The organism is Streptomyces sp. NBC_01707 (genome assembly GCF_041438805.1).
Taxonomy (GTDB): Bacteria; Actinomycetota; Actinomycetes; order Streptomycetales; family Streptomycetaceae; genus Streptomyces.
On record NZ_CP109190.1, the window covers coordinates 7,508,666 to 7,528,420 of the forward strand.

The window sequence follows — 19,755 nt, forward strand, 5'->3', positions numbered from 1 at the left end:
ATGCCAGTTCTCGATCCGAATCCCCAGAACGGTCAGAAGAAGCTTCTCCTCGTGCTCGGGGCGATGCTCCTGATCACGGTGGTCATCGCAGTGATCGCCTCGTTCGCCTCCCCATGACGCCTCCCCCTGGTGCCTCGCTCCGACGCCTCGGAACGCGCCGCCGCCTCCCGGCCGGCACTCCTCGCGCGTTCCGCCACGGGGCCGATGGTGGGGCCAGCACCACCATCCCCTAGGGGGCCAGGGTCAGGGTGAAGTGGGTGGGTCGCCGGATGGGACCGGCATCCCCGCATCCGTAAGTTCTGGGTATCAGAACCGATGGCCCACGGAGGCGGACATGGCGGCCCGTACCCACACCCGATCCCCCCGCCCGGCCTCGGCCGGTGTCGAGGTCAGGCTGCCGTGGTGGGCCGTCGCGCTGCCCGCGGTCGCATTCGCCGCGCTGCTGCTGCTGATCTCCGGATCCGGCGAGGCGCACGCCGCGACGGGCGACTCGGAGATCGGTCAGCTGCTCGAGCGAATCGTGGACCTGCTGGCCCGCTGACCCCGTTCACCCGCAGTGGGGGAGCCCTCCAACACCCTGCGCCGGGCGGCTCATTTCGTGCGAAGCTGAGGTGTATGAGCGTCGATACACCTCGCAGGATCGTCCTACTCAGGCATGCAAAGGCGGAATGGTCGCAGGACTCCGACCATGAGCGGCCGCTCGCGGAGCGTGGCCGCAAGGATGCCCCCGTGGCAGGCCGCAAACTCGTCGACTCCGGCATCGTCATCGATCTGGCCCTGTGCTCGACCGCCGTCAGGACGCGCGAGACCTGGAAGCTGGCGGTGCACGAGATGCCTCACCGGCCCAGGACCGTGTACGAGGAGCGACTGTACGAGGCCTCCCTCGGCGAGCTGATCGCGCTGCTCAACGAGACCCCCGACGACGTACAGAACCTGCTTCTCATCGGCCACAACCCCGGCATGCACGCCGTCGCGGACGCCCTGGCCGGTTCGGCGGAGGGCGAGACCATGGCCCGGATGACCCGTGGCGGCTTCCCGACCGCGGCGTTCGCCGTGATCGAGTTCTCCGGCTCCTGGAAGGGCGTGGAGCACGGGGTGGGCAAGCTCGTCGAATACTGGACGCCGAACGACTGATCACGCCGCAGTACACCGAAAGGCCCCGGCACGGGACACATGGTCACGAGTGCCGGGGCCTGTTCCGTACGCGAGGCACGGGGCCGGCCGGTCAGTCGACGAGACCGTCGGCGGCCTCGACCTCCTCACGGGTGATCCCGAGCAGATACAGCACGGTGTCCAGGAACGGCACGTTCACGGCGGTGTGCGCGGCCTCGCGGACGACCGGCTTGGCGTTGAAGGCGACCCCGAGACCGGCCGTGTTCAGCATGTCCAGGTCATTCGCGCCATCGCCGATCGCGACGGTCTGCGCAAGCGGGACCCCGGCCTGCTCGGCGAAGCTGCGCAGCAGCCTCGCCTTGCCCGCCCGGTCCACGACGTCGCCGACGACCCGGCCGGTGAGCTTGCCGTCGACCACTTCCAGAGTGTTGGCGGAGGCGAAGTCTAGCCCGAGCCGTTCCTTCAGATCGTCGGTGACCTGGGTGAACCCGCCGGAGACGACGCCCACTTGGTAGCCCAGCCGCTTCAGCGTACGGATCAGCGTGCGGGCACCGGGCGTCAGCCGCACCTCGGCGCGCACCTTGTCCACCACCGACACGTCGAGCCCCGCCAGCAGCGCCACCCGCGCGTGCAGCGACTGCTCGAAATCGAGCTCGCCGCGCATCGCCTGCGCGGTCACCTCGGCGACCTTGTCCTCGCAGCCGGCGTGCGCCGCGAACAGCTCGATGACCTCGTCCTGGATGAGCGTCGAGTCGACATCCATGACGACCAGCCGCTGCGCACGCCGGCTCAGTCCGGCCGATACGACGGCGACGTCGACCCCGATACCGGCGGCCTCGGTGGCCAGGGCGGTCCGCAGGTCCGCGGTGGCGGTGCCGGACACGGCGAACTCGACGGCTGTGACCGGGTACTTCGCCAGCCGGAAGATCCGGTCGATGTTGCCGCCCGTCGATGTGATCGTGGCCGCTATGGCCGCGGTCGACTCGGCGGTCAGCGGGTGTCCGAGCACGGTCACATGGGAGCGTCCGTAACCACGCGGCCGGTTGTCACCGGTCCCGGAGATGATCTCGGCCTGCAGCTTCAGCGATTCGGCCCAGCTGTGCACGGTCGCCCGCAGATCGCCCTCGGTGGTGCCGGCCGCGGCGCTGCCACCGGTGGGAGCGGTGACCAGCGCGCACAGGACGATACGGCCACGGGTGACGACCTGCTCGATGTCGACGACATCGACCGCGTAGGCGGCGAGCGTGTCGAAGAGCCCCGCGGTGATGCCGGGGCGGTCCTTGCCGAAGATCTTGACGAGAAGGGTGGGGGTGTCGGTGCCCTGACGGGCCTCAGGGGGCTCAGGAGACGAGGAGGACTGAGGGGGCTGAGATGCGCTCATGGTGCCTCCACCGTATCGGTCCGTCTCACCCGCCCGAAGCCCCGTCCCGCGGACCGGACACCGGGAAGGGGTTCCCGACCGGCGCGTTTCCAAGCCGGTCCGGCGCCCGGGAACGGAGCTTTCACCCGGCGTTCCCGCACCCGCCCGACGGCCGGGGAGACGCGTTCACCCCCGCGCGGGCGGCCGGTCGGGCGGCGGGGCCTCGTCCCGCGGCGCCGGCCCGGGCCCCGGGGGCGGCACCTTCGGCGGGGTGGGCGGGACGATCGGTCCCACCACCGTCGGCGCCCCATGGATCGCGTCCGCCGGATGCGGGCGCAGATACGGGTTGGTCTCCTCGTGCGACGCGCGGTACGGCCGCGACGGCGTGTACGGCCCAGGCATCGGGCCACCTGCACCGCCTTCGTCGCCACCCCGGCCCGACGACCCCGCCGGAACCGTGGGCGCCGCTCCTGCCGCGCACGCCACCAGCGCTCCCACCCCGCCCGCACCCGCACCCCACACCGCACCCAGTACCGCGGCCGTCCCCGGATGCCCGTGCAACTCGATCCCGGCCCCGAACGCATCGAAGCCCAGCACCGAGAGTGATCCGTCCGCGGACACCTCCGTCAGCAACACCAGCAGGGGCAGGGTCGCCGCCGTCACTCCTGCCAGCCGCAGCGCACACCACCCCGCGAACCGGACGGCGGTCGCCTCGCCCCGGTCGGTACGTGTCGCGGCCAGCACCCCCGCGTACAGCATCATCACCACGGCGGCGACCACCAGCAGCCAGACCCGGTGGTCCAGTTCGGCCAGCCGCCCGACCGTCACCGGTTCGTCGGCGGACATCCGCAGCAGCTCGTCCAGCGGATCGGGAAGCAGCTCGGCCAGCTCGCCGGTCGCCTGTCCGTCCCACGGCACGAAGAGGCCGAGCGGCACCCCGAGCCACGTCCCGTTCGGCGCCCCGAGCAACGCGGCGCCCGCGATCCGCTTCGGGTGGTCGTCACCGGCCGCCGCGTACGCCGCGGCCGCGCACCCGGCGACCACCGCCACGAGCAGCACCGACACCAGCGCGGACGCCGCCGGACGCACGGTCCGGTGCAGCCACACCAGACCGGACGGCAACGGCGTACGACGCGAGGCGAGAACTGCGATCACCAGAACTCCGAGCACCCAGCAGGCCCCGCCCGCCAGCGACTTCGCCGTGTCGACCGTGAACCCGACATGGGCCTCAGCCCTTGCGAGATCCGCCAGCCGGTCCGGCAGCAGACCGCCGAGGTCACCCAGATCGCCGAGCCCGCCCGGCAGCAGGTCCCCGATGCCCCCGGCCCCACCGGGGACATCGCCGTCCGCCCCCGGCACCCCGTCCAGGCCCAGCGACGCACCGTCGATCGTCACGACATCGTGACCGGCCCAGGCCAGCCCGCCGAGCACGGCGACGAAGAGCACCACCACCGCCCCCGCGCGGACCGCGAGTTCGGCACCGGGCAGGACCGCTCCTGCCCCGCGCAGCGATCGCAGGAAGAAGAAGGAGAGGAACAGCGCACCGGCCAGCCCCACCCCCAGTGGTGTGACCGACAGGGCGGCGTGCGCCTCGGCCCCGTCCAGTCCGAACGCCGAGACATCCCCCGACGGAGAGACCGATCCGCCCACCCCCAGCACCACCACGGCCGCCGTCATCGGCCCCAGTGCCCCTGCCGAGTCGGCGCCGAGCAGATGCAGTCCCAGGGCCGCCGTCCCCGCCATCGCGACCATCGCCCAGCCGACCGAGGCGATGGCGGTCAACGCCGCTTTCCCCCAAGGGATATGCCCCGTACCGCCGTCGCCTCCGCGCGCGTCCCTCGCCATCAGGACCCCCTCAATTCGCACCGAGATGCCCTGAGTTGACCTATTCGCTCATGATCCGTACGCACTCATGGGCGCTTACCACTCTCCGAGCATGTTTCTCCCGAGTCAACGGCGCGTGGGGGCACGTCTCGTCACGGTCCCGAACCGGCCCGACTTTCGTATCGGGGACTGCTCCTGGAATAGTTCCCCACGATGTTCAGCATCCCTAGACTCCCTGTGATGGGGGTAACTCGGGGGACAACTAGTGGGGCGCGGAGTGCCGGAACTCGTACTGGAATTGAATGGAAGGACCTGGACGCTCGATCCGTCCAGGCCGTACACCCTCGGGCGCGATCCGCAGGGCGACCTGTCGATCGACGACGCCAGGGTGTCGTGGCGGCATGCCACGATCAGCTGGGGGGGCCGTAGTTGGTTCATCGAGGACCACGGCTCCACCAACGGCACCTATGTGCAGGGCCAGCGGATCCACCAGATGGACATCGGGCCGGGCTCCGCCGTGTACCTGGGCAACGCCACTGACGGACCGCGGCTGAGCTTCAGCGGATCCGCCGCGGGCGCCGATCTGTACAGCGGTCAGGGTGCGGGCGCGCAGCAGGCCCCCGCGCAGCAGCCCCAGAAGGGTGGTGCCGACTGGCCGGATCCCGCGTCGCAGCAGCCCCAGCAGCAGGGCTGGCAGCAGACGCCGCAGGGCCGGCCGCACCAGCAGGCCCAGCACCAGCAGCCTCACGTGCCGCAGCAGCAGGGGATGGCGCAGACACCCGGCGCAGGTGGTTCCGGCGGTGCCGCGGGGGCCCCGCCGGTCTACGGCGACCGCAGCCCGACCACGTTCCACCAGCTGGACCTCGGCCGGGTGATGCGCATCGGGCGTGCGCTGGAGAACGAACTCGTCGTCTCCGACCTCCAGGTCTCGCGCCACCACGCCGAGTTCCACGCGACCCCCGACGGCCGCTTCGAGATCCGCGATCTCGGTTCCCACAACGGCACGTACGTCAACGGTCAGCCGCTCCACAAGTCCGGCTCCGCGCTCATCGGCCCGAACGACATCGTCGGTGTCGGTCACTCGACGTTCCGTCTGGTCGGCGACCGGCTCGAGGAGTTCGTCGACACCGGTGAGGTCTCCTTCTCCGCCCGGCACCTCACGGTGACGGTCGACGGCGGGAAGCAGATCCTCAAGGACGTCTCGTTCGGCGTCCCGGAGAAGTCGCTCATCGCGGTCATCGGCCCGTCCGGTTCCGGCAAGTCCACCCTGCTCAAGGCGCTCACCGGCTACCGGCCCGCCAACCAGGGCGATGTCCTCTACGACAACCGGAACCTGTACAAGCAGTTCGCCGAGCTGCGCCAGCGCATAGGCCTGGTCCCGCAGGACGACATCCTGCACAAGGAACTCACGGTCACCAAGGCTCTCAAGTACGCGGCCAAGCTGCGCTTCCCCGCGGACACCACCGAGGCCGAGCGCCAGTCCCGGATCCACGAGGTCCTCGCCGAGCTCAAGCTCGACATCCACAAGGACAAGAAGGTCACCTCGCTCTCCGGTGGCCAGCGCAAGCGTGTCTCCGTCGCCCTCGAGCTGCTCACCAAGCCGTCGCTGATCTTCCTGGACGAGCCGACCTCAGGGCTCGACCCGGGCATGGACCGCGATGTCATGCAGCTGCTGCGCGGTCTCGCCGACGACGGCCGTACGGTCCTCGTCGTCACGCACTCGGTCGCCGAGCTGGCGATCTGCGACAAGCTGCTCGTCATGGCGCCGGGCGGTTCCGTCGCCTACTTCGGTCCGCCGGAGGAAGCGCTCAACTTCTTCGGCTACACCACCTGGGCCGACGTCTTCTCCGCGTTCGAGAACTACCGCGACTACGACTGGGCGGGCCGTTGGCGCGGCTCGCAGCACTACCAGATGTACGCCGCGGACATCGACGCCGTCGCCGCACAGTCCGTACACATGCCGCCGCCGCAGCAGATGCGTCCCCCGAAGCCGCAGGGCTGGATGACGCAGCTGTGGACGCTGATCCGCCGATACGTGTCGGTGATCGCGTCCGACAAGGGCTTCATGGGTCTGATGGTGATCCTGCCCGCGGTCCTCGGCATCGTCAGCGTGGTCATCCCCGCCGACTTCGGCCTGGCCCCTCCGAAGCCGCCGTCGAAGTTCAACGGAGACGCCGGAACAATCATGCTGATCCTCGCGGTCGGCATGTGTTTCTCGGGTGCGGCCAACTCCGTACGAGAACTGATCAAGGAACGCGTCATCTACGAACGGGAACGGGCCACCGGCCTCTCCCGCTCCGCCTATCTGATGTCCAAGGTGATCGTCCTCGGCGTGATCACGGCCATCCAGGGCGTCATCATCTGCGGCATCGGCTTCGCCACCCGCGACCTGCCCGAAGAGGGCCTGATCATGCCGCCGGCCGTCGAGCTCTGCGTCACGATCACCGCGCTGGGCTTCACCTCGATGATGTTCGGCCTGGTGATCTCCTCGCTCGTGAAGACCGCCGAGAAGACCATGCCGCTGCTGGTCATGTTCGCGATCGTCCAGGTCGTGTTCACCGGCATCCTCTTCCAGGTGTACGGATCGCCCGGCCTGGAGCAGTTCGCCTGGCTGATGCCGTCCCGCTGGGCCATCGCGGCCGCCGGGTCGACGCTCGACCTGGCGCACCTGATGCCGCCGTGGGACCAGAAGAACCCGACCGACCTCGACCCGTTGTGGGAGCACACGGCCGGTCAGTGGGGGATGAACATCGCGGTGCTGCTGTTTCTCGGCGTCATCTGCGGATTCGCGGTGGCGCGCCTGCTGCGCCGCCATGAGCCGGAGGTCATGCGCAAGTAGGGCGCCGGCACGGCGTGCGCGGCACGCACGGAACGCCGAAGGGCGGCACCCGGAATGGGGTGCCGCCCTTCGGCGTTGAGCATGACGTCTTCGGTTGATCAGTACGCGCTGTTGACGTTGTCGATCGAGCCGTACCGGTCGGCCGCGTAGTTGGCGGCGGCGGTGATGTTGGCGACCGGGTCGTAGATGTTCGTCGAGGTACCGGAGACGTGGTACGCGTTGAAGGTCGGCTGGATGACCTGCAGCAGGCCGCAGGACGGGGTGCCGTTCTGGGCGTTGATGTCCCAGCCGTTGACCGCGTTCGGGTTACCGGTGGACTCCCGCATGATGTTGCGGTGCAGGCCGTCGTACGAGCCCGGGATTCCGTGGGCCTTCATGATGTCCAGCGCCTCGGTGATCCAGCCGTTCAGGTTGTCCGCGTAGACCGGGGTGCGGGCGGCGGAGCGGCTGGCGGCCTGGGAGGACCGCTTCGCGACATCGGCCTTGGCCTTTGCGACGGCCTTCGCCTTCGCCTTGGCCTTCGCGGCAGCCTTGGCCTTCGCGGCGGCCTTCGCCTTGGCCTTGGCGGCGGCGGCATGCTTCGCCTTGACGGCGTCGGCGGCCTTCACCAGCTTCTCGGCGGTGGAGTGCTGCTCGATGATGCTGGCCTGGATGGTCTTGGCCTGCGGGAGGCCGGCGATGACCACCGGTGCGGCGGAGGAGGCCTGCGGCTCGGCAGGGGTCTCGGCGTGGGCCGGGACGAGGGAGAGCGAGAGAGCGGCACAGGCGGCGGCGGAGACACCCGCGGCGGAGAGCTTCTGGGTCTTGCTCAGACGACGAAGACGGCTGTGGATGCTGAACGTGGACATTGCAGTCGTACCTCTTCGAATTGCGGGGTCCTCACGGAGGACGAAGACGGATGCGACGGGTTCGCATCTCCGTCGGGGACGAGAGCAATTCTTAGCGGCCGCAAAATGCCGTGGCAATTATGTGACGTACGATCCGGGATAGTGGATCACGAACCCGCTCTGCTGTGACGGTCCGGGCTCATGCCGACTGATGTGGGACTTAGCTATCCACTAGTGAGCTTCGTAAGTGACGTGGGTCCTATGCGCGGCCTCACATCAGCCGTGTAACAACCTCGCCGTACGTTGCTTCAGCAATTCGGAGTGTCATGTTCCGGATCGAGGAACGGCAGGTGCACGTGGAGTCCACGGCGAAGACCGTCTGATACGCGGAACGCGGCTGGTCCCGCTCCGTATAGCCGTAACGGATCGGCCGCCCGTACCGCCGCAGCGGACCCGGCACCTCCACCGACACCCGCGCCAGGGTGCCGCTCCACTGGACCGGCCACTCCCTGCGCATCGGGCTCGCCTCCACCGCTCGGAAGCGCGGGCGCGACGGCATCGCCATCGCCGACCCGGGCGGCCGGGCCCGTCACTCCCGCTCCATGCTCGGCTACATGCAGCGCGAGGACGGCTGGGACGACAACGCCTCCGTCGGACTCACCTGAAGGGGGGCGAACCCGCTGCCGACATGTGCGGCAGTCTGAGCATCCTGATGCCGACACGATCGGTACGTAGGCCGGCCGACATATAGGTGCAGCCGCCACCGTCCCGGTGGACATCGTCGTCACGGCAGCATGGCATATTGCCCCTATATGGGCGACGATCGGTACATGGGTGACGATCGATGCGCCTGGTGTGAAGCTCCACTGCCGGAGTCGGCAGGCCCGGGTAGGCGGTATTGCCATCAGGCGCATCGGCAGGCGGCCTGGCGAGCCAGGCGTCGCTGGCAGGCTGCCGCTGAGGCACGGCAGGCGCTGGTGTTCACGGAAGCGGATCTCCTCACGCAGGTGCAGGCCGCAACCCAGCAGGCGAGCGACTCGCGCCCGGGGCAAGGAGCGGAGGGCTGCCATGTGGCCGCCGTGGCGGAGGTGCCTGCGCTGGCCGATCAGCTGGTGCGCTGTGCGGTGCTGGCGGACCGACGAACCGGGGCCAGCTGGGCGCAGATCGGTGCCGGTCTGGGCATCGGCGCGGAGGCGGCCAGACGTCGCTTCAGGCGCCTGGAGGGATCCCTGCCTGGTGCCGCTCGGGAGGGTGAGAGCATGAGGGGCCCTGCCGGCTGCGGCACTGGCACAGGCCCCGGCACGCATCTACTCGATGCCGCTGTGGACCAGTTCATGCGGGAGACAGGTGCCTGCGGGTGCCTGGTATACCTGCTGGCGCCGGGCGAGCGGGCGCTGCGGCTGGCGGTGCTGGAGGGCGTTCCCCGGCAGATCGCCGCTCACTGGACGCAGGTGCCGCTGGCGGCCCGTACCCCGGCGACCGACGCCGTGCGCGAGCGGCGCCTTGTGTGGATAGGCGGCCAGGAAGAGATGGCGCGACGCTACCCGCTTATGGCGCTCGCGCTGCCCTACCCCTTCTCGGCGGCCGCGGCCCCGATCACCACCGGCACCACCGTCTGGGGCGCCCTGGTGGGGCGGTGGCCCAGCTCGCATCCGACGCCGCTGACCCGACACGAACGCAACGCGGTCCTTACCTGCTGTCGCCGCCTGGGTCTTCTCCTGCGGCAGGCAGCCGACAGCGGCCACCCGCTGCTGCCCGGGCCCGAACCGCACATCCTGGCCCCCCTGCGTGCCCGCGCTCGCGGGCCGACCCAGGAGGCGGCGGACTTCGCCGATCGCCTGCCCGGAGGATGCTGCACCTTGGACCTTGACGGCCGGATCACCTTCATCACAACCGCCGCCGCCGACCTCCTCGGCGCCGGCGCCGTCGACCTGCTGGGCGTCCTGCCCAGGCAGGTCCTGCCATGGCTGGACGACCCAGTCGTCGAAGACCGCTACCGGGCCGCGGTACTCAGCCACGAGCCAACCTCCTTCACCGCCCTGCGCCCACCGGACCGGTGGCTGTCCTTCCACCTTTACCCGGACGTCTCCGGCATCAGCGTCCGCATCACCCCGGCCTCCCCGACCCCTGCCGCGGAGACGTCACAGGTTCTGCACCCCGTACCACTGGCTGCACCGGGCCGGTCGACCATCCACCACCACCTGATGCACCTCGCCGCCACGCTGAACGACGCCGTCGGGGTCATGGACGTGATCGACCGGATCGCTGACCTGATCCCGACCGCCTTCGAGGCGCAAGCCCTCGCTCTGATGATCGCCGAGGAGGGCCGGCTGCGGATCATCGGATACCGCGGCTACTCCGCCGCACTGATGGACCGTTTCGACGGCATCCCCCTGGCCTCGGACACCCCTGCCGTGGCTGCCCTGGCCAGCGGCGTCCCCAGCTTCTACGCCACCTTCGCGGACCTCAAGCGCGCTTATCCCCCCGCCGTCTTGCAGGACGGCAAGGCCGCCTGGGCCTTCCTGCCCCTGATCACCTCCGGCCGGGCCGTCGGCTCGCTGGTCCTCGCGTACGACCGGCCGCATCCCTTCACGCCCGAAGAACGAGCTGTCCTCACCTCGACCGCCGGGCTGATCGCCCAGGCTCTGGACCGCGGCCGCCTCTACGACGCCACTCAGGCTCTCGCCCACGGCTTGCAAGCCAGCCTGCTGCCCCACGCGCTGCCCTGCGTCCCCGGCCTGGACGTGGCCACCCGCTACCTCCCCACCGCTCAGGGCATCGATGTCGGCGGCGACTTCTACGACCTCATTCATCTCGACACCGACCTGGCCGCCGCAGCAATCGGCGACGTCCAAGGCCACAACGTGAACGCCGCCGCCCTCATGGGGCAGGTCCGCACCGCCGTCCACGCCACGGCCGGCGCATCGCCCGGCCAAGTCCTCGCCCGTACCAACCGCCTGCTCACCGACCTCGACCCCGGACTGTTCACCAGCTGCCTCTACGTCCAGCTCGACCTGGCACGCCATCGCGCCTGTCTGGCCACCGCCGGCCACCCGCCCCCACTCCTGCGCCACCCCGACCTGCACACCGAGATCATCCCGCTGACACCCGGGCTTCTGCTCGGCATCGACCCCACCGCCGAATACCCGGAGACCAACATCCCCCTGCCGCCCGGGGCCGTGCTCGCCCTGTACACGGACGGACTCGTCGAAACCCCCGGCATCGACCTCGATGACGCCACCGCCGACCTCGCCGCCCAGCTCGCACAGGCCCGGGGCCAGACCCTGGACGCCCTCGCAGACACCCTCATCCACCACGCCCAACGGTCCGCTCCTCGCAACGACGACATCGCCCTGCTCCTCATGCGCCCTCAACAACACAGCCGCTGACACCAAGGGCCACCGGGCTCGGCGGGGCTCCCTGGTGCGGAAAGACGCTGGGCGGTTCGTCAGCGCACTCGCAGGTTCCGCCGTGACCGTGCCGGCCGGCGGTCACCCCTGGATGCTGTGACCTGACCCAGGGGTTGGCCCGTGCGGCTGGGCGGCCCTTGGCCGCGAACCTACGCGCAAGTCGTGGTTTCGCTGTCTTGTCGGAACGGGTTCCGGACCCTACGGATGCGCTTCGCGGCCGGCCTGGGCGCGATTCGGCTGACGGTTCCCGCGGCCAACGGCCGGAGGGGTGCGCAGCCGTAGGCGCTCGCCCTGGGGCCCGAACATGATCAGGTACTCAACAGGCCCACCGGAGCCGGCGTTCACCACCCCATGCGGGGTGCGGGTGTCGAACTCGGCAACTTCCCCGGCAGTCAGGACGAGGTCATGGTCGCCGAGCGCGAGCCGCAGCCGCCCGTACAGGACGCACAGCCACTCGTAGCCGTCGTGCGAGACCTGCCGCGGCCGCGTGGGCGGCTCCTCCACGGCGGGCAGGACGTGCTTGTGGGCGTGCAGACCGCCGACGTACCGGGTCAGCGGCAGCACCGCCTTGTCGTCGCCGTAAAGCTGAGGCGCCGAGGTGCGGGGCCCGGCCGTGGGAGGGGGCGCGGTACCGGCCAGCTCGTCCAGGGAGACGCCGTACTCCTTCGACAGTTGCAGCACCACCTCCAGCGTGGGCTTGCGACGGCCGGTCTCGATCCGCGACAGCGTGCTCGGGGAGATGCCTGTCGCGCAGCTGACGCCGGTGAGCGTGACGCCGCGCCGCTCGCGCGCGGCCCGCAGCCGGGTGCCCATCGCCGCCAACGTGTCGGCCACATCGCCGCCCGTCACCCTGCCCACCCCTTCCGAACACGTCGCTCCATTGCCCTGTCCTGCAAGTTTGCCAGAATGGCAAGGATGATCGCGTCGGACGGTGGCCGCGTCGCATGATCGATGGGTACCTACGTCAGCTCGCGAACCCAGGAGAAGCCCCATGCAGTCCGAGCCGTCCGCCGAACTCCGCCACCGCACCGTTGAGGCTCCGGCCGGGCGCCTGCACCTGGTCGAGCAGGGCACGGGCCCGCTGGTCCTGCTCGTGCACGGCTTTCCCGAGTCCTGGTACTCCTGGCGCCGCCAGGTCCCGGCCCTCGCCGCGGCCGGTTACCGGGCGGTGGCGATCGACGTGCGGGGCTACGGCCGTTCCTCCAAGCCGGAGGCGACCGGCGCCTACCGGATGCTCGACCTGGTGGAGGACAACGTCGCCGTCGTGCGCGCCCTCCGCGAGGAGAACGCGGTGGTCGTCGGCCACGACTGGGGCTCCAACATTGCCTCCGCCTCCGCCCTGCTCCACCCCGAGGTCTTCCGCGCCGTCGGCCTGCTGAGCGTCCCCTACGCGCCGCCCGGCGGTCCCCGCCCCACCGACATCTTCGGCCGGATCGGCGGCCCCGAGCAGGAGTTCTACGTCTCCTACTTCCAGGAGCCCGGCCGCGCCGAGGCGGAGATCGAGCCCGACGTCCGGGGTTGGCTCGCGGGCTTCTACGCGGCCCTGTCCGCCGACACCATGCCCGCCCAGGGCGAACCCGACCCGCACTTCGTTGCCCGCCCCGGCGGCCGGCTGCGCGACCGCTTCCCCACGAGGGTCCTCCCGGCCTGGCTGAGCAAGGACGACCTCGACGTCTACGCCGGGGAGTTCGAGCGCACAGGGATCACCAGCGCACTCAACCGCTATCGCAACATGGACCGAGACTGGGAAGACCTCGCCCCGCACCGCGGAGCCCCGATCAAGCAGCCCGCCCTATTCATCGGCGGCGCCCTGGACGCCTCCACCACCTGGATGGCCGACGCCATCGACGCCTTTCCCACCACCCTCCCCGCTCTGACCGCCTCCCACCTCCTGGACGGCTGCGGCCACTGGATCCAGCAGGAACGCCCCGACGAGGTCAACCGCCTGCTGACCGACTGGCTCGCCACCCTCCAGGGCTGAACCAGGTGGGCCACTTGGGCAGCTCGGCGGTTCGTTCGGGGTGGGCGGCGGTGACGTAGCGCGTGGCGGTCTGCTCGATGATGCCGAACAGCCGCATCAGCTTGAGCGGGTCGGCGCTTTCGGCTGGTTCGTTGAGGATGCGGTCTTGTCTCAGGCCGCTCAGTGTCAGCCCGCGGGGAAGGGCTCCGCTCAGGGCGCCGATGCTGACGGCCGGGTGGTCGGGGTCGACCGCGCTCTTCCGGCTGACCAGCAGGTGGGGGTTGGACGAGGCCGGCCAGCGATGGCTGCGGTAGGTCGTCCAGTCGGCGGTGAGCTGGTGCAGCGGCTCCCGGAAGAAGAGGCGCTCCGCCTGTACGTACGGCTCCGCGGAGTCCGGTGCTGCCGCACCGGCGGGTCGCGGGCGCCTTCGCGCCCACCTCGCAGGCGACCGACGAGATCCGCCGAAAGTGCATCGACCTGCTGCGCGAGGCGCTGGGGATGCCCGCACCGCGCCTGGGGCGGGGAGATCCCGCCGCAGCCCGCGCCGGAGACGGCCACCCTCTCCGCCCTGGCCCGCCAACTCGGCCAGTACTCGACAGGGTCATGTCCCCGGCACAGATTCGGGTGACGGCCGTGCTCGCGCTGGAGCCGGACACCGCGGCGCGCAGCGGGGAACTGGCCGCCCCCCCACGTGCCGCGCCTCGGCCGTGAGCCGCACCCGCAAGGAACTTCGACCTAGGCCCAGCGCCCTAAGCACCCGCCGTCCACAGGCCGATACGGCGCGACCACCCCGCCGGTACGGTGAGGCCATGAGTCACAGCCCACCGTCGGGCCTCGCAGCGGTCAGTGCCGCGCTGCTCGCCATGAGCCGGCACCTCGAAATGCGTGACGTCCTGAAGACGATCGTCGCCTCGGCCCGCGACCTGCTGGACGCCGAGTACGCGGCCCTGGGCGTCCCCGACGACCACGGCGGCTTCGCCCAGTTCGTCGTCGACGGCGTCAGCGACGAGCAGTGGAAGGCCATCGGCCCGCTGCCCCGGCAGCACGGCATCCTCGCCGCGATGCTCCACGAGGCGAAGCCCCAGCGCCTCGCCGACGTCCGCGAGGACCCTCGCTTCGAGGGCTGGCCCGACGCCCACCCCGACATGTCCGATTTCCTCGGCCTGCCGATCAGGGACGGCGACGAGATCATCGGCGCCCTCTTCCTGGCCAACAAGCGATGCCCCAAGCCACAGGGCGGCTGCGGCTTCACCGCACAGGACGAGGAGCTGCTGTCGATCCTCGCCCAGCACGCGGCGATCGCCCTCACCAACGCCCGGCTGTACGAGCGCAGCCGTGAGCTCACCATCTCCGAGGAACGGTCCCGGCTCGCCCACGAGCTTCACGACGCGGTCAGCCAGAAGCTGTTCTCCCTGCGGCTGACGGCGCAGGCCGCCGCCGCTCTGGTCGACCGCGATCCGGCTCGCGCCAAGGGCGAGCTCCAGCAGGTCGCCGCGCTGGCCGCCGAGGCGGCGGACGAGCTGCGCGCCGCCGTCGTCGAGCTGCGCCCCGCCGCGCTCGACGAGGACGGTCTCGTCGCGACGCTCCGCACCCAGATCCAGGTGCTGGACCGCGCCCACACCGCCCGGGTCACCTTCGAGAGCCTCGGCGTACGGGCCATGCCCGCCGCCCAGGAGGAGGCGTTGCTCAGGGTCTCCCAGGAAGCCCTGCACAATGCGCTGCGCCACTCGGGCGCCGACCGGGTCGACGTCACGTTGGCCCGGCACGGCTCGGGCACGGTGCTGCGGATCACCGATGACGGCAGCGGATTCGAACCCGCGGCAACGCGGCAGGCCGGCCGGCATCTGGGTCTGGTGTCGATGCGGGACCGCGCGAGCGGGGTCGGCGGAAGGCTCACCGTTGAATCGGCGCCCGGCAAGGGCACCACGATCGAGATGGAGGTACCCGGTGGCTGACAAGATCATCAGGGTGCTGCTGGTCGACGACCACCAGGTGGTCCGCCGTGGTCTGCGTACGTTCCTGGAGATCCAGGACGACATAGAGGTCGTCGGCGAGGCGGCCGACGGCGCGGAGGGTGTGGCCAGGAGCGAGGAGCTGCACCCCGACGTGGTCCTGATGGACATCAAGATGCCGGGCACGGACGGCATCGAGGCGCTCCGCAAGCTCCGGGAGCTGGAGAACCCGGCCAAGGTGCTGATCGTCACCAGCTTCACCGAGCAGCGCACGGTGGTCCCTGCCCTGCGCGCGGGCGCCTCCGGCTACGTGTACAAGGACGTCGACCCGGACGCACTGGCCGGCGCCATCCGCTCGGTGTACGCGGGCCATGTCCTGCTCCAGCCGGAGGTCGCCGGAGCCCTGCTCGCCCAGGAGGACGCCGGCGGCGGTACGGGCCGGGGGAGCACTCTGACCGACCGGGAGCGGGAGGTGCTGGGCCTGATCGCCGACGGCCGTTCCAACCGTGAGATCGCCAGGGCGCTGGTCCTCTCGGAGAAGACCGTCAAGACGCACGTATCGAACATTCTGATGAAGCTGGATCTGTCGGACCGCACCCAGGCCGCCCTCTGGGCCGTCCGGCATGGGGTGGCAGGCTGATCAGGGCCGAAGCGGACCGGTTCCCTCCAGGCCGAGATTCATACTGTCGGGTGTATGTCACCCATACGGCGCATCCTGTGCGGCGCGGGAGCGTTCTCCATGGCGTGCTGCGGCGGCTGGCCGCAGCGACGCTAGGAGGATCCTGAAGTGAAGAACCTGAAGAAGGCCGCTGCCGTCACCGTGATCGCCGGTGGCATCATCGCCGCGGGCGCGGGCGCGGCCTCCGCCACCGGCCACGGGGCGGGCGCGCACGGCGCGGCGACCCACTCCCCGGGCGTGGTCAGCGGCAACGTCATCCAGGTCCCGGTCCATGTCCCGGTGAACGTGGTTGGCAACACGGTCAACGTGATCGGCCTGCTCAACCCGGCCTTCGGCAACTTCGGTCTGAACCGCTGACCAGCACAAGCCAGTTGATGCCGGACGGGCCCCACCAGGGACGCGTCCGGCATCAACCGTGCGGCGCCGCATCCCAAGTGGCGGCCCATCAACCTCAACCATCCATCCCGTTCGGCGGTCGAGGACAGAGCGGGCACCGCACGGCTCCGGTGCTCCACCCCGCGGGTCACCCCCGCTCCCGGGCCTCCACATAGGCGTTGTACGCGGCCACCTGAGCCCGCCGGGCCACTCGCTCCACCGGCCGCAACGCATCCGCCCGCGCCGCGATCTCCGATGCGCTCACCGCCCCGCCGTGCCCGTTCTCGTACGCCACCGAGATCAGCAGCCCCACCCGCTGAGCCAGCTCCAGCACCCTTACCGCCCGTGGCGGATACCCGGGAGCGAGCACCTCCCGCCCCCGCTCCGCCCGCGCCCGGTACGCGTCCACCGCGGCCTCCGCCACCGGCCCCGAGCCGGCCACGTCCAGTCGCGACAGCACCGCCGTCGCATCACGCAGGGCCTCGGCGAGCTCCCGCTCCGCCTCGCTCAGCGACGGCACATCGGCCGGCGGCGCCTCCCGCACCGGCAGACAGCGCCACACCACCTCGACGTGCAGATCCCCGGCCGGCCCCACCTCCCGGACCTCGGGCACCAGCCCGTACGGCACACCGGAGGCGATCACCGCCTCCTCCGCCTCCAACGCCCGGGCGTTGAATTCCGGCGGCCCGCTGAGCCCCAGCGGATGCCCCGGCACCGGCAGCGCGACCCGGAAGCCCGTCGCCCCCAGTCCCCGCAGCCGCCCCAGCGCGAGCGTGAGCCCGACCGGCCCCGCCTCACCGGGCAATCCCTCGACGCGGTGCACCGCGTCCTCTCCGACAATGCCGAGCGCCGCGTCGTCCGGCGACACAAGTCCGGCCAGAAGCGCGTTGCCCCATGCGGCCAGCAGCCCTGAGCGTGGTTCCGAAAGCATGGGAACAGCCTAGGGAACCGGACCTAAGAGCTGGAGCACTCCTGGGGTGGCGTAGGTTTTCCCTGGGAGCTGTGCCCACAGGCACGCGACGATCTCGAGACTGTATGGGGAGACAACGCGCTCATGAGCGATGTACTGGAGCTGGTGGACGTATCCGTGGTCCGCGACGGACGCGCTCTGGTGGACGACGTCTCCTGGTCGGTCAAGGAGGGGGAGCGCTGGGTCATCCTCGGCCCGAACGGCGCCGGCAAGACCACTCTCCTCAACATCGCGTCCAGCTACCTCTTCCCCACCAAGGGCAGCGCCAAGGTCCTCGGTGAGCAGCTCGGCGGCGTCGGCACCGACGTCTTCGATCTGCGTCCCCGGATCGGTATCGCGGGTGTCGCCATGGCCGAGAAGCTTCCCAAGCGCCAGACGGTCCTTCAGACGGTGCTCACCGCCGCGTACGGCATGACTGCCACCTGGCACGAGAACTACGACGCCGTCGACGAGGACCGCGCCCGCGCCTTCCTCGACCGGCTCGGCATGACCGAGTACCTCGACCGGAAGTTCGGAACCCTCTCCGAGGGTGAGCGCAAGCGCACGCTGATCGCCCGCGCGATGATGACCGACCCCGAGCTTCTCCTCCTCGACGAACCCGCCGCCGGTCTCGACCTCGGTGGCCGCGAGGACCTGGTCCGTCGTCTCGGCCGGCTCGCCCGTGACCCGTTGGCCCCCTCGATGATCATGGTCACCCACCATGTCGAGGAGATCGCCCCGGGCTTCACCCACGTCCTCATGATCCGTCAGGGCAAGGTCCTCGCCGCGGGCCCCATGGAGACCGAGCTCACCTCCCGCAACCTCTCCCTCTGCTTCGGTCTGCCGCTCATCGTCGAGCACGCCGGCGAGCGATACACCGCGCACGGCCTTCCGTTGTCCTGAATGTCCTGATCGCAACCCTGTCGGCGAAGGGACCCGCGGTCCTACCATGACCACGTGGACATCGACGCGTGGGTGTGGTGGCTGATCGGTGCGGTCGGGCTGGGCATTCCGCTCGTGCTGACCGCGATGCCCGAGTTCGGGATGTTCGCTGTCGGAGCGGTCGCCGCGGCAGTTGTCGCGGCTCTCGGCGGCGGCATCGTGGCCCAGGTCCTGGTCTTCGTGGTGGTCTCCGTCGCGCTCATCGCGGTGGTCCGTCCGCTCGCCGCCCGACACCGCGCGGACCGGCCCCGACTCGCCACCGGCATCGACGCGCTGAAAGGCCGTCAGGCCGTCGTCCTGGAACGGGTCGACGGCAACGGCGGCCGCATCAAGCTGGCCGGCGAGATCTGGTCCGCCCGCGCGTACGACGGGGAGCAGAGCTTCGAACCCGGCCGGCAGGTCGATGTCGTCGACATCGACGGGGCCACCGCCGTCGTCATGTGACCGAACCGCACACACGGCGGACCGCGGTCTGCCAGACTCGATGTCGATCATCATGAGATCCGGACCTCATGAGATCCGACCCCGATCATCGCGATCCGTCGGCAACCGAAGGGCACGAGGAACACGATGCAACCGATCATCATCGTCCTGATCATTCTGGTGGTGCTCGTCTTCATCGCCCTGATCAAGACGATCCAGGTCATCCCGCAGGCCAGCGCAGCCATCGTGGAGCGCTTCGGCCGCTACACCCGTACCCTCAACGCCGGCCTGAACATCGTCGTTCCGTTCATCGACACCATCCGGAACCGGATCGACCTCCGTGAACAGGTCGTCCCGTTCCCGCCCCAGCCGGTGATCACCCAGGACAACCTGGTCGTCAACATCGACACCGTCATCTACTACCAGGTGACGGACGCGCGCGCCGCGACCTACGAAGTCGCCAGCTACATCCAGGCGATCGAACAGCTCACCGTCACCACCCTCCGCAACATCATCGGTGGCATGGACCTGGAGCGGACCCTGACCTCCCGCGAGGAGATCAACGCCGCGCTCCGTGGAGTCCTCGACGAAGCGACCGGCAAGTGGGGCATCCGCGTCAACCGTGTCGAGCTCAAGGCGATCGAGCCGCCCACCTCCATCCAGGACTCGATGGAGAAGCAGATGCGCGCCGACCGGGACAAGCGCGCGGCGATCCTCCAGGCCGAAGGAACACGGCAGTCCGCGATCCTCACCGCGGAGGGCGAGAAGCAGTCCGCGATCCTGCGAGCCGAAGGTGAGGCCAAGGCGGCGGCCCTGCGCGCCGAAGGTGAGGCCCAGGCCATCCGTACGGTCTTCGAGTCGATCCACGCCGGTGACCCGGACCAGAAGCTCCTCTCGTACCAGTACCTCCAGATGCTCCCGAAGATCGCCGAGGGCGACGCCAACAAGCTCTGGATCGTGCCGAGCGAGATCGGTGACGCCCTCAAGGGCCTCAGCGGCGCCTTCGGCAACCTCGGCACCGGTGTCCCGGGCTTCAACACCGGCAAGGAGCGCCGCGAGGAACCCCCGGTCGACTGACGCGGACGCACCCCGGGTCTGATCA

Annotated in this window: 19 protein-coding genes and 1 pseudogene; 13 read left to right on the forward strand and 7 right to left on the reverse strand. The window is 70.2% G+C overall.

The window, feature by feature from the left end; genetic code table 11:
• From OG963_RS33695 to OG963_RS33705, 3 genes are all read left to right on the forward strand, one after another.
• Positions 1-117, forward strand: a complete 117-nt coding sequence (locus tag OG963_RS33695) for an SGM_5486 family transporter-associated protein (RefSeq protein ID WP_093771989.1) — start codon at positions 1-3, stop codon at positions 115-117.
• A gap of 217 nt (positions 118-334) precedes the next feature.
• Positions 335-541 carry a hypothetical protein gene (locus OG963_RS33700; protein ID WP_093771991.1) on the forward strand — a complete coding sequence of 69 codons (207 nt, stop codon included), beginning with the start codon at positions 335-337 and terminating at the stop codon, positions 539-541.
• Positions 542-615: 74 nt separating this feature from the next.
• A complete protein-coding gene (locus OG963_RS33705; protein WP_030920180.1) occupies positions 616-1,134 on the forward strand; it encodes a histidine phosphatase family protein in 519 nt (172 codons plus the stop codon).
• Positions 1,135-1,225: 91 nt separating this feature from the next.
• Here the strand turns inward: OG963_RS33705 and serB are convergent, their stop codons facing one another.
• Together serB and OG963_RS33715 are read right to left on the reverse strand one after the other, a co-directional pair.
• Entirely contained in the window at positions 1,226-2,494 is a 1,269-nt protein-coding gene (gene serB / locus OG963_RS33710; protein WP_030920183.1) for a phosphoserine phosphatase SerB, read from the reverse strand.
• A 165-nt stretch (positions 2,495-2,659) separates the two neighbouring features.
• A complete protein-coding gene (locus tag OG963_RS33715) occupies positions 2,660-4,255 on the reverse strand; it encodes a streptophobe family protein (RefSeq protein ID WP_371799774.1) in 1,596 nt (531 codons plus the stop codon).
• 307 nt (positions 4,256-4,562) lie between these two features.
• Here OG963_RS33715 and OG963_RS33720 point away from each other — a divergent pair, with 307 nt between their 5' ends.
• Complete coding sequence (locus OG963_RS33720; protein WP_093771996.1) at positions 4,563-7,136, forward strand: FHA domain-containing protein; 2,574 nt, start codon at positions 4,563-4,565, stop codon at positions 7,134-7,136.
• Positions 7,137-7,234: 98 nt separating this feature from the next.
• Here the strand turns inward: OG963_RS33720 and OG963_RS33725 are convergent, their stop codons facing one another.
• Together OG963_RS33725 and OG963_RS33730 are read right to left on the reverse strand one after the other, a co-directional pair.
• Positions 7,235-7,984, reverse strand: coding sequence for a transglycosylase SLT domain-containing protein (locus OG963_RS33725; protein WP_093771998.1), 750 nt, complete (start codon positions 7,982-7,984; stop codon positions 7,235-7,237).
• Between the two features lie 340 nt (positions 7,985-8,324).
• A pseudogene (locus tag OG963_RS33730) lies at positions 8,325-8,441 on the reverse strand (S-adenosylmethionine:tRNA ribosyltransferase-isomerase); the annotation flags it as partial.
• Positions 8,442-8,445: 4 nt separating this feature from the next.
• Between OG963_RS33730 and OG963_RS33735 the strand changes: the two are divergent.
• Positions 8,446-8,628, forward strand: a complete 183-nt coding sequence (locus OG963_RS33735; protein ID WP_256223514.1) for a hypothetical protein — start codon at positions 8,446-8,448, stop codon at positions 8,626-8,628.
• 594 nt (positions 8,629-9,222) lie between these two features.
• Complete coding sequence (locus OG963_RS33740; protein WP_371799775.1) at positions 9,223-11,352, forward strand: SpoIIE family protein phosphatase; 2,130 nt, start codon at positions 9,223-9,225, stop codon at positions 11,350-11,352.
• A 219-nt stretch (positions 11,353-11,571) separates the two neighbouring features.
• On the opposite strand, the gene OG963_RS33745 is transcribed toward OG963_RS33740, so the two are convergent.
• The gene (locus OG963_RS33745; protein WP_371126303.1) at positions 11,572-12,186 is read right to left on the reverse strand and encodes a helix-turn-helix domain-containing protein; all 615 of its coding nucleotides are present in this window, start codon (positions 12,184-12,186) and stop codon (positions 11,572-11,574) included.
• Positions 12,187-12,364: 178 nt separating this feature from the next.
• On the opposite strand from OG963_RS33745, the gene OG963_RS33750 reads away from it, so the two are divergent.
• On the forward strand, positions 12,365-13,354 hold the full coding sequence (locus OG963_RS33750; protein WP_093929699.1) for an alpha/beta fold hydrolase: 990 nt from the start codon (positions 12,365-12,367) through the stop codon (positions 13,352-13,354).
• Here OG963_RS33750 and OG963_RS33755 read toward each other — a convergent pair.
• Positions 13,311-13,841: a hypothetical protein gene (locus tag OG963_RS33755; RefSeq protein WP_319330582.1), complete on the reverse strand. Its 531-nt coding sequence runs from the start codon at positions 13,839-13,841 to the stop codon at positions 13,311-13,313. The two genes, OG963_RS33750 and OG963_RS33755, sit on opposite strands and share 44 nt — an antisense overlap.
• Before the next feature lie 301 nt (positions 13,842-14,142).
• On the opposite strand from OG963_RS33755, the gene OG963_RS33760 reads away from it, so the two are divergent.
• The 3 genes from OG963_RS33760 (at position 14,143) to OG963_RS33770 (ending at position 16,321) form a co-directional block, all read left to right on the forward strand.
• Positions 14,143-15,288 carry a GAF domain-containing sensor histidine kinase gene (locus tag OG963_RS33760; protein WP_093772004.1) on the forward strand — a complete coding sequence of 382 codons (1,146 nt, stop codon included), beginning with the start codon at positions 14,143-14,145 and terminating at the stop codon, positions 15,286-15,288.
• Positions 15,281-15,925, forward strand: a complete 645-nt coding sequence (locus OG963_RS33765) for a response regulator transcription factor (protein ID WP_030920215.1) — start codon at positions 15,281-15,283, stop codon at positions 15,923-15,925. The genes OG963_RS33760 and OG963_RS33765 overlap by 8 nt, the downstream gene beginning before the upstream one ends.
• 147 nt (positions 15,926-16,072) lie before the next feature.
• Positions 16,073-16,321 (forward strand): chaplin family protein, encoded by a 249-nt coding sequence (locus OG963_RS33770; RefSeq protein WP_030920217.1) that lies wholly within the window; start codon positions 16,073-16,075, stop codon positions 16,319-16,321.
• A gap of 166 nt (positions 16,322-16,487) precedes the next feature.
• Here the strand turns inward: OG963_RS33770 and OG963_RS33775 are convergent, their stop codons facing one another.
• Entirely contained in the window at positions 16,488-17,270 is a 783-nt protein-coding gene (locus OG963_RS33775) for a hypothetical protein (RefSeq protein ID WP_093772006.1), read from the reverse strand.
• A gap of 123 nt (positions 17,271-17,393) precedes the next feature.
• Here OG963_RS33775 and OG963_RS33780 point away from each other — a divergent pair, with 123 nt between their 5' ends.
• From OG963_RS33780 to OG963_RS33790, 3 genes are all read left to right on the forward strand, one after another.
• A complete protein-coding gene (locus tag OG963_RS33780) occupies positions 17,394-18,191 on the forward strand; it encodes an ABC transporter ATP-binding protein (protein WP_093772008.1) in 798 nt (265 codons plus the stop codon).
• A gap of 54 nt (positions 18,192-18,245) precedes the next feature.
• Complete coding sequence (locus OG963_RS33785) at positions 18,246-18,674, forward strand: NfeD family protein (RefSeq protein ID WP_371799776.1); 429 nt, start codon at positions 18,246-18,248, stop codon at positions 18,672-18,674.
• 126 nt (positions 18,675-18,800) lie between these two features.
• A complete protein-coding gene (locus tag OG963_RS33790) occupies positions 18,801-19,730 on the forward strand; it encodes an SPFH domain-containing protein (RefSeq protein ID WP_030920228.1) in 930 nt (309 codons plus the stop codon).
• The last annotated feature ends 25 nt before the right edge of the window (positions 19,731-19,755 follow it).

Excerpts from the sequence above, each read along its gene's own strand:
- OG963_RS33745 (WP_371126303.1), bottom strand. The coding sequence starts at position 12,186 with ATGGGCACCCGGCTGCGGGCCGCGCGCGAGCGGCGCGGCGTCACGCTC.
- OG963_RS33760 (WP_093772004.1), top strand. The coding sequence starts at position 14,143 with ATGAGTCACAGCCCACCGTCGGGCCTCGCAGCGGTCAGTGCCGCGCTG.
- OG963_RS33750 (WP_093929699.1), top strand. The coding sequence starts at position 12,365 with ATGCAGTCCGAGCCGTCCGCCGAACTCCGCCACCGCACCGTTGAGGCT.
- OG963_RS33740 (WP_371799775.1), top strand. The coding sequence starts at position 9,223 with ATGAGGGGCCCTGCCGGCTGCGGCACTGGCACAGGCCCCGGCACGCAT.
- OG963_RS33705 (WP_030920180.1), top strand. The coding sequence starts at position 616 with ATGAGCGTCGATACACCTCGCAGGATCGTCCTACTCAGGCATGCAAAG.
- serB (WP_030920183.1), bottom strand. The coding sequence starts at position 2,494 with ATGAGCGCATCTCAGCCCCCTCAGTCCTCCTCGTCTCCTGAGCCCCCT.
- OG963_RS33725 (WP_093771998.1), bottom strand. The coding sequence starts at position 7,984 with ATGTCCACGTTCAGCATCCACAGCCGTCTTCGTCGTCTGAGCAAGACC.
- OG963_RS33775 (WP_093772006.1), bottom strand. The coding sequence starts at position 17,270 with ATGCTTTCGGAACCACGCTCAGGGCTGCTGGCCGCATGGGGCAACGCG.
- OG963_RS33695 (WP_093771989.1), top strand. The coding sequence starts at position 1 with ATGCCAGTTCTCGATCCGAATCCCCAGAACGGTCAGAAGAAGCTTCTC.
- OG963_RS33700 (WP_093771991.1), top strand. The coding sequence starts at position 335 with ATGGCGGCCCGTACCCACACCCGATCCCCCCGCCCGGCCTCGGCCGGT.
- OG963_RS33780 (WP_093772008.1), top strand. The coding sequence starts at position 17,394 with ATGAGCGATGTACTGGAGCTGGTGGACGTATCCGTGGTCCGCGACGGA.
- OG963_RS33790 (WP_030920228.1), top strand. The coding sequence starts at position 18,801 with ATGCAACCGATCATCATCGTCCTGATCATTCTGGTGGTGCTCGTCTTC.